General features: G+C 66.9%; 1 protein-coding gene. It reads left to right on the forward strand.

The window, feature by feature from the left end:
• Nucleotides 1-764, forward strand: a 764-nt coding sequence (locus A5752_RS10575) for a DUF222 domain-containing protein (RefSeq protein ID WP_156613763.1), incomplete at both ends; no start/stop codon positions are given.

Below are 764 nucleotides of genomic sequence, written 5' to 3' on the forward strand. Positions count from 1 at the left end.
CTGCGGGTGCGCTACCGGATCTCGACGAGCGAGGCGCATCGACGGTTGACCGAGGCCGAGCTGCTGGCCCCGCGCCAGGCGGTGACCGGGCCGTCGCTGCCACCGGCCCTGCCCGCCACCGCCGCTGCCCAATCTTCGGGGCTGATCAACACCGACCATGTCGAGGTCATCCGCAAATCGATCACCAAACTGCCCAGCTGGGTAGACGCGCCCACCCGCGAGCAATTCGAACTCGACCTGGTCCGCACCGCAGTCAAAGTCGGGCCCAAAGAACTCACCGACACCGCCGACCTCACACTGTTTCTGCTCGACCAAGACGGCCCCGAGCCCACCGACACCGACCGCGCCCGCAAACGCGGCATCACCAAGTCCAAACAAAGCCCCGACGGAATGGTGGAACTACGCGCCACGCTCACCCCCGAAGCGTGGGCAGTGTGGGAAGCAATCTTCGCCAAATACGCCGCCCCGGGCATGTGCAACCCCGACGACCCCGAACCATGCACCTCGGGCACCCCGACCCAAGCCCAAATCGACACCGACCACCGCACCCTGGCCCAGCGCCAACACGACGCACTGCTCGCCGTCGGGCGCATCGCATTGATGAGCGGACACCTCGGCCGACTCAACGGGCTACCGGTGTCGATCATCATCCGCACCACCCTGCAAGACCTGCAGTCACGCGCCGGAGTCGGCACCACCGGCGGAGGCACCGTCATGCCGATCACCGACGTCATCCGACTCGCCGCTCACGCCAACCACTACCT

This window comes from Mycobacterium sp. 852002-51961_SCH5331710 (assembly GCF_001665535.1).
In the GTDB taxonomy this organism is placed as follows: Bacteria; Actinomycetota; Actinomycetes; order Mycobacteriales; family Mycobacteriaceae; genus Mycobacterium.